Consider the following 6,043-nt stretch of genomic DNA (forward strand, 5'->3'; position numbering starts at 1 on the left):
GGCGCCCAGCAGGCCGGCGACGGCCACCGGCTTGAAGCCCAGGCGGTCGGCCAGGTAGCCGCCCGGCAGCCGGCCCAGGAGCGAGCCGGCCGCCGCCACGCTCATGGCCGCCCCCACCTGGGAGGGCGGCAGGTGGTGGACGCGCGCCAGGTAGAGCGCCAGGAAGGGGAAGAAGAACCCGTCGCCCAGGGCGCTCAGGAAGCGCCCCGCCACCAGCATCCAGAATCCTCGCCCGATGTCGGCCACCGCCTTGGCCCGGATGAAGCGACGTCCGCGCGTCGACTGCTGGCAGGACCGCAGGAAGATTTGCACGCGGCCGCCGCGCTCCCCTGCCCGGCGCCGGGGGCGGGGGGCGGAACCGGAGGGCCCCTTCCGCCTTCGTTAAGCTCCGGGGGCGGTGGCGGCGGCGCGGGCGGCAAGTCGGGAGGCGGCCGAGACGGAGGAGGAGCTGGTCCGCCGGGCGCAGCGCGGCGATCCCGGAGCCTTCGAGGAGCTGGTGCGGGAGCACGAGAAGCGCCTCTTCCGCCTCGCCCGCCAGGCGCTGGAGGACGACGAGGACGCCGCCGACGCGGTGCAGAGCGCCTTCCTGCGCGCCTACCGCGGGCTGGGACGGCTGGAGAACCCGGCCGCCTTCCCGGCCTGGCTGACGCGCATCCTGGTGCGGGAGTGCATCTCGCTGATGCGCGCGCGCCGGCCCACCGTCGCCCTGGACTCGATACCCGAGCCGCCCGCCCCCGCCGCGGAGGACGGGGAGATCTGGCGCTTCGTGGAGGAGCTGCCGCCGCCGCAGCGGCTCATCCTGACCCTGCGCTTCGTCTACGGGTACGGCCCGGACGAGATCGCGGCCATGACGGGAACGCCGTCGGGGACCGTCAAGTCGCGCCTGCACCGCGCCCTCCGCTCGCTGGGGCGGAGGCTGGGCGCGGGCACGTGAGGAAGAGGTGAGCGGCATGGGAGAGAGGCCTCCCGATCCGCGCCTGGTGCGCGAACTGGAACGCCGGCTGGAGGAGGGGGAGGTGCCCCCCTGGCTCCACGCCCGGCTGATGGCGGCCATCCGCCGCGAGGAGCTGCGCCGAGAGCGCCGGCGGCGGTGGCACGAGCCGCGCCGCGCCCTGGCGGCGGCGGCCGCGGTGGCACTTCTGGCGCTGGCGGCCGCCTCCTCGCCCATGCTGCGCGACCGCCTGGCCGGCCTGGCCGGAGGCGGAGCCCCCGGCGGCGCGGCGGCGGGGGGAGGTGCCCGCCCGCAGGCGGCGCCGACTGCCGAGGCGCTCCTGCCGCGCAGCGGGCGCTACGCCACGCTGGCCGGCGCCCCGGTGGAGTGGCAGGTGCGGCGGGCGGGCGCGACGCTCCAGCTGACCGAGGTGCTGCCGGCGGTCCCGGCCTCCGCCCGGCCCGCGAGACGGAGCTACCGGCTGGAGCTGCGCGACGGCTGCCTCGAGGCCCAGGGCGCGGGCGGCGCCGCCTCTTCCTGGTACTGCCTGCCCGCCGCCGGCAAGGCGGAGGTCGCCGACGGCGGGCAGGGCGGCGCGGCCCTTCCGGCCGGCGAGAGCTGGGTGCAGGATCCCGACTTCGGTCGCGTCCTCCGCGTCGTGCGGCCGGCCGCGGCGGGCGAGGCCGGGGGCGCCGCCGTGCAGGTGGAGCGCTTCTTCGCCCCGGGGAGCGGCCTGGTGCGCGAGCTCTGGCTCGACGCGCGGGGGCGGCTCTTGGACGAGCGGGTGCGGCTGGGCGGGCCGGCGGCGGAGCGGCCGCTCGTCGCGCGGCTGCCGCTCATCCCCTTCGGGGCGCCGGCCGAGGAGGTGTCCTACCGGCTGGTGACGCCGGCCGGCCTGCCCTTCTCGCTCTACGTGCCGGCCGACTCGCGCTGGGTGCCGGGCGGCTTCCAGGTGGAGCCGGTGGAGGTGGGCGAGGCGCGCGGGATCCGCTACGGGCTGCTCGACCGGAACCGGATGGTGACGGAGGTGGTCTTCCTTCCTCCCGGCGCCACGCTGGAGGAGACGGTGGCCAACATGCTCCAGGCCATGGTCGACTTCCGCCGACCGCCCTACGGGCTGATCTTCCAGGAGAGCCCCGCCGGCGGCAGCGCGCCCTGGGTGTTGCGCAGCTACCAGGGCAGCAACCGGAGCGACCCGACCATGACCGGGCTGGCCACCGTCAGCCGCTACGGCGACCGCTACTTCTACCTGATCCGGGTGGGCTGGTACGAGCAGCCGGCGGTGGCCGACCTGCAGAGCTGGCAGTGGCAGGACGGGAAGGGCTTCCAGCAGGGGCTGGCCGGCGAGGGCGCGGGGGCCGGCTCGGCGCCCTGAGAGCGGCGCGCCCCCCCGCCCGGGGCGCCGGGGGCGCCTAGGGGGCCCCGCCCGGCCCCCCGCCCAGCAGCGCCCGGAAGCGGCGGGCGTCCTCCAACATGGCGGTGTTGTTGAAGAGGACCAGCACCTCCTCGGCGCCGGCCTCCTCCGCCTGCCGGCAGCGCTCCGCGAGCCGCTCCAGATCCGCGTCCGTGTACCGGTAGCGGTAGCCGCCGACGCCGTGCAGGCGGAAATAGGCCAGGCGGGGGACGCCCCGCCGCCAGCCGGCGGCGGTGGCGCCGCGGCGCGGGCCGCCGGGCGGCCAGGGCGGCGCCCCCGGCGCCAGCGGGTCCGTCACCGGCAGCAGGTCCAGCTCGGCGGCCAGGGCGCCCACCAGCGCCGGCGTCCAGCGGCCGCGCGGCTCCCAGAGGAAGAGCAGGCCGTCCCGCTCCGCCTCCGTCAGGCGGAAGAAGGCGCGCAGGCGGGCGACGTGCTCCGGCACGGGGTCGAAGCGGGCGGGCGCCTGGAAGAGGAGGAGGCGGGCGCCCAGGCGCCGGGCCACCTCGCGCGTGCGCAGCCAGGCCCGGCGCACCTCCGCGGTCGGCCGAAAGAGGCCGTACGCCTCCGGCGGCCCCTCCAGCGGCTCGCGCAGGCGGCGGTAGGTGGGGCTGGAGGGGTCGTGGGTGATCAGCTGCCAGGCCTTCATGGCGAAGAGGAAGCCCGGCGGCGCCTCCTGGCGCCAGCGCTCGGCGGTGGCCGGCCGCGGCGGCTGGTAGAAGGTCTTTTGCACCTCCACCAGCGGGAACTCCCGGTAGTAACGGGCGCGCGCCTCCGGGAAGCCGCAGCAGCCGACGAGGACCGGCACGCTTCCTTCCCTCCCGGGGCCAGTCTAGCGCCGGGAGGAGCGGCGGGGCGGGGCGGGAACTCTCCCCCGCGACGCCGGACCGGGAGGGGATGCCATGCTCTCCGCGCAGTCGCCCTACCGCGGCTGGCCGGGCAAGCCGCGCCTGGGGCTGGCCGACCAGCTGGCGCTGGGCTTCTTCTGGTTCCCGTCCAACGTGCTGTGGACGGGGTTGCTGCTCATCGTCCTCCCCGCGCGGGTCCTGCAGCTGGTGGGGGCGCGCCAGGCCACCGGCGTCCTCTCCTGGACCAGCGTGGTGGGCGTGCTGGTGGCCATCGTGGTCACGCCCCTGGCGGGCATCCTCTCCGACCGCTGGCGCTCCCCCCGCGGGCGGCGGCGCCCGCAGATGGCGCTGGGGGTGCTGGCCAGCCTGCCCTTCCTGGCGGCGGTGGCGCTGGCGGGTAGCGTGGGGCTCTTTCTTTTGGGCCTGGTGGGCATCCAGCTCTTCAACAACGTGGGGCAGGCGGCCTACCAGGGGCTGATCCCCGACCTGGTGGCGCCCGAGCAGCGGGGCGAGGCCAGCGGCTTCATGGCCTTCTACAACCAGGCCGGTGTCATCGTGGGAGGCCTCCTGGCCGCCTTCCTGCCGGCGCCGGGCTTCACCGGCGCGGTGGCGCTCCTCCTCCTGGCGGGCGTGGGCGTCACCTGGGCCTTCGTGCGCGAGCCCCCCTCGCTGGAGGAGCCGCGCCGGCCGTGGGTCGAGGAGCTGAAGGGTTTCCTCCGCTGGGGGGAGACCTACCGGGACTTCTGGTGGGTCTTCGCCACGCGCTTCCTGGTGATGATCGGGCTCTACGTGCTGGAGCAGTACCTGTTCTACTACCTGAAGTTCGTGCTGGGCGTCGCCACTCCGGACCGGACGGTCTTCCTCCTGCTGCTGGTCCTCTCGGCCACCGCGCTGGTCGCCTCGCTGGGGGCGGGCTATCTGTCGGACCGGCTGCGCAGGCGGCGCTTTCTGGTGGCGGTGGCGGGCATCCTGCAGGGAGCCTGCGCGCTCCTCTTCGTCTTCAGCCACAGCCTGGGGCTGATCTACGCGGCCGCGGCCGTCTTCGGGCTCGGCTACGGCGCCTACCAGTCGGTGGACTGGGCGCTGGTGGTCGACACGCTCCCCGGCGGCACGCCGGCCCGCGACATGGGGATCTGGGGCGCCTCCACCACCGGGCCGCAGCTGGTCGCCTTGCTGGCGGGCGGGCTCCTGGGCCACTTCGTCGCCCCGGCCGTGGGGCTGGCGACGGCCTACCGGCTGCTCTTCGCGGTGACCGCCCTCTTCTTCGCGGCGGGCTCGGGGCTGGTCTGGCAGGTGCGGAGCGTGGCGTGAGCGAGGCTCGGGCGACCGCCACGGCGGCGAAGCCGGGAAGTCGCGGGCCCGGGGGCGCCCGGCCCGGGCCGCCCGCTCCTCCTCGCCGTATCCGGCGCCGGATGCGCTGCCGGGCAGCCGGCCGGTCGGCAGCTTGGTCGGGCGGCGCCCCCCAGGCCGTCGGGGGATGCCGGGCGAGGCGGCGGCACCCGCCTCTCAACGGGGCAGCATGACCCGCCGCCCGGTCTCCGCCGCCTCCCGCACGGCGTCCATCACCCGTTGCACGGCCAGCCCGTCCTCGAAACGGGCCAGCCCCGGCTCCTCCCCGCCCCGAAGCGCCCGCGCCAGGTGGTCCAGGAAGGGCGGAAAGGCGTCCCAGTAGGGCCGCGCCGCCGCCGGCAGGTCGGCCGGCGGCGCGGGCGTCGGCTCCAGCGGCACGGGTCGGAGCGGCTCATCGCCCAGGCCGAGCTCCAGCTCGCGGTCGCCTCGCATCACCAGCGTGCCCTCGCTCCCCAGCACCTCCAGCCGCCAGCCCGAGAGATGGCGGCTCGCCCGGACGAAGGCCATCTCGAAACGGATCCCGCTCCGCGTCTCGCCGATCACCTGGAAGGCGTCGTCCGCGTCGCGCACCTCGCGCTCCCCGTCCGGCAACGTCACCTCCGGGACGTGGGTGATCAGCCGCGCGTCCAGCGAGGCGAATTCGTCCCCGAGCCACCAGCGCAGCGCGTCGATGGCGTGGGAGCCGACGGCCCCCAGCACCCCGCCGCCCGTCGCGCGCCGGCCCAGCCACCCGAGGCGGTTCTCCGCCAACCGGTGATAACCGGCATCCCGGCCGATGTAGCTGACGTGCAGGATCCGGCCCAGGCGCCCCGAGGCCAGGATCTCCCTGGTCTTCTGCCGGGCCGGCCGGAAGCGGAACTCGAAGTCGATCCAGCCCGGCCTCCCGGCCCGCTCCCGGGCGGACACCATCTCTTCCGCCTCGCCGGCGTCCAGCGCCATGGGCTTCTCGCAGAGGACGGCGTGGCCTCGCTCCAGGGCGGCCAGGACCATCTCCTTGTGGTGCGCCGGGTCGGAGGTGACGGTGACCAGGTCGAGGGGCTCTTCCAGGAGCGCCCGCCAGTCGGTCAGGACCCGCTCGACCCCGCTCTCGCGGCGGACCCGCTCCACGTCGCCCCGCGCCACGCTGGCCACCGCCGCCACCTCGAACGCGGGGTGGCGACCGAAGAGGGGCGCCTGAACCCGGGCGCCGAAGCCCGTACCGATGATGCCCACGCGAAGCGGGCGGCCTGCGCCGCCCCGGCTCGCCGTCTCCGCCACGTGCATCGCCTCCCGAGGAAGTCCTTTCCGCCCCCCGGCGCCTGGCGCCTGCTCCCGCCCGGCCCGGCGACATGGAGTCGCCGCCCCGCGCCTACGAATGGGTGGGAGGGAAGCGCGTGGTGGCGCGGCGCCCGTCCAGCGTCACGCTGGGTTACCTGGCCTCGGTGGTGGGCGCCGGCTTCGCCTCCGGCCAGGAAGTGGCCACCTTCTTCACCCTCCGCCCCGCCCCGGGGGCGGCGCTGGCGG

6 protein-coding genes are annotated in these 6,043 nt (G+C 76.3%); 3 read left to right on the forward strand and 3 right to left on the reverse strand.

Translation table 11 applies throughout. The features are described 5' to 3' along the window. Positions 1-237: MFS transporter (locus tag K6U79_10450; protein ID MCL6522772.1), on the reverse strand; the 237-nt coding region annotated here is incomplete at its 3' end. 160 nt (positions 238-397) lie between these two features. On the opposite strand from K6U79_10450, the gene K6U79_10455 reads away from it, so the two are divergent. Together K6U79_10455 and K6U79_10460 are read left to right on the forward strand one after the other, a co-directional pair. Next, positions 398-934: a sigma-70 family RNA polymerase sigma factor gene (locus K6U79_10455; GenBank protein ID MCL6522773.1), complete on the forward strand. Its 537-nt coding sequence runs from the start codon at positions 398-400 to the stop codon at positions 932-934. Positions 935-941: 7 nt separating this feature from the next. Beyond that, positions 942-2,306 (forward strand): hypothetical protein, encoded by a 1,365-nt coding sequence (locus K6U79_10460; protein MCL6522774.1) that lies wholly within the window; start codon positions 942-944, stop codon positions 2,304-2,306. Positions 2,307-2,343: 37 nt separating this feature from the next. On the opposite strand, the gene K6U79_10465 is transcribed toward K6U79_10460, so the two are convergent. Further along, positions 2,344-3,150 carry a DUF72 domain-containing protein gene (locus K6U79_10465; GenBank protein MCL6522775.1) on the reverse strand — a complete coding sequence of 269 codons (807 nt, stop codon included), beginning with the start codon at positions 3,148-3,150 and terminating at the stop codon, positions 2,344-2,346. Between the two features lie 94 nt (positions 3,151-3,244). Between K6U79_10465 and K6U79_10470 the strand changes: the two genes are divergently transcribed. Then, positions 3,245-4,501 carry an MFS transporter gene (locus tag K6U79_10470; protein ID MCL6522776.1) on the forward strand — a complete coding sequence of 419 codons (1,257 nt, stop codon included), beginning with the start codon at positions 3,245-3,247 and terminating at the stop codon, positions 4,499-4,501. A gap of 195 nt (positions 4,502-4,696) precedes the next feature. Here K6U79_10470 and K6U79_10475 read toward each other — a convergent pair whose 3' ends face one another. Continuing rightward, on the reverse strand, positions 4,697-5,797 hold the full coding sequence (locus tag K6U79_10475; protein MCL6522777.1) for a Gfo/Idh/MocA family oxidoreductase: 1,101 nt from the start codon (positions 5,795-5,797) through the stop codon (positions 4,697-4,699). Positions 5,798-6,043 lie beyond the last annotated feature (246 nt).

This window comes from Bacillota bacterium (assembly GCA_023511835.1).
Classification (GTDB): domain Bacteria; phylum Bacillota; class Sulfobacillia; order JAIMAT01; family JAIMAT01; genus JAIMAT01.

Excerpts from the sequence above, each read along its gene's own strand:
- K6U79_10470 (MCL6522776.1), top strand. The coding sequence starts at position 3,245 with ATGCTCTCCGCGCAGTCGCCCTACCGCGGCTGGCCGGGCAAGCCGCGC.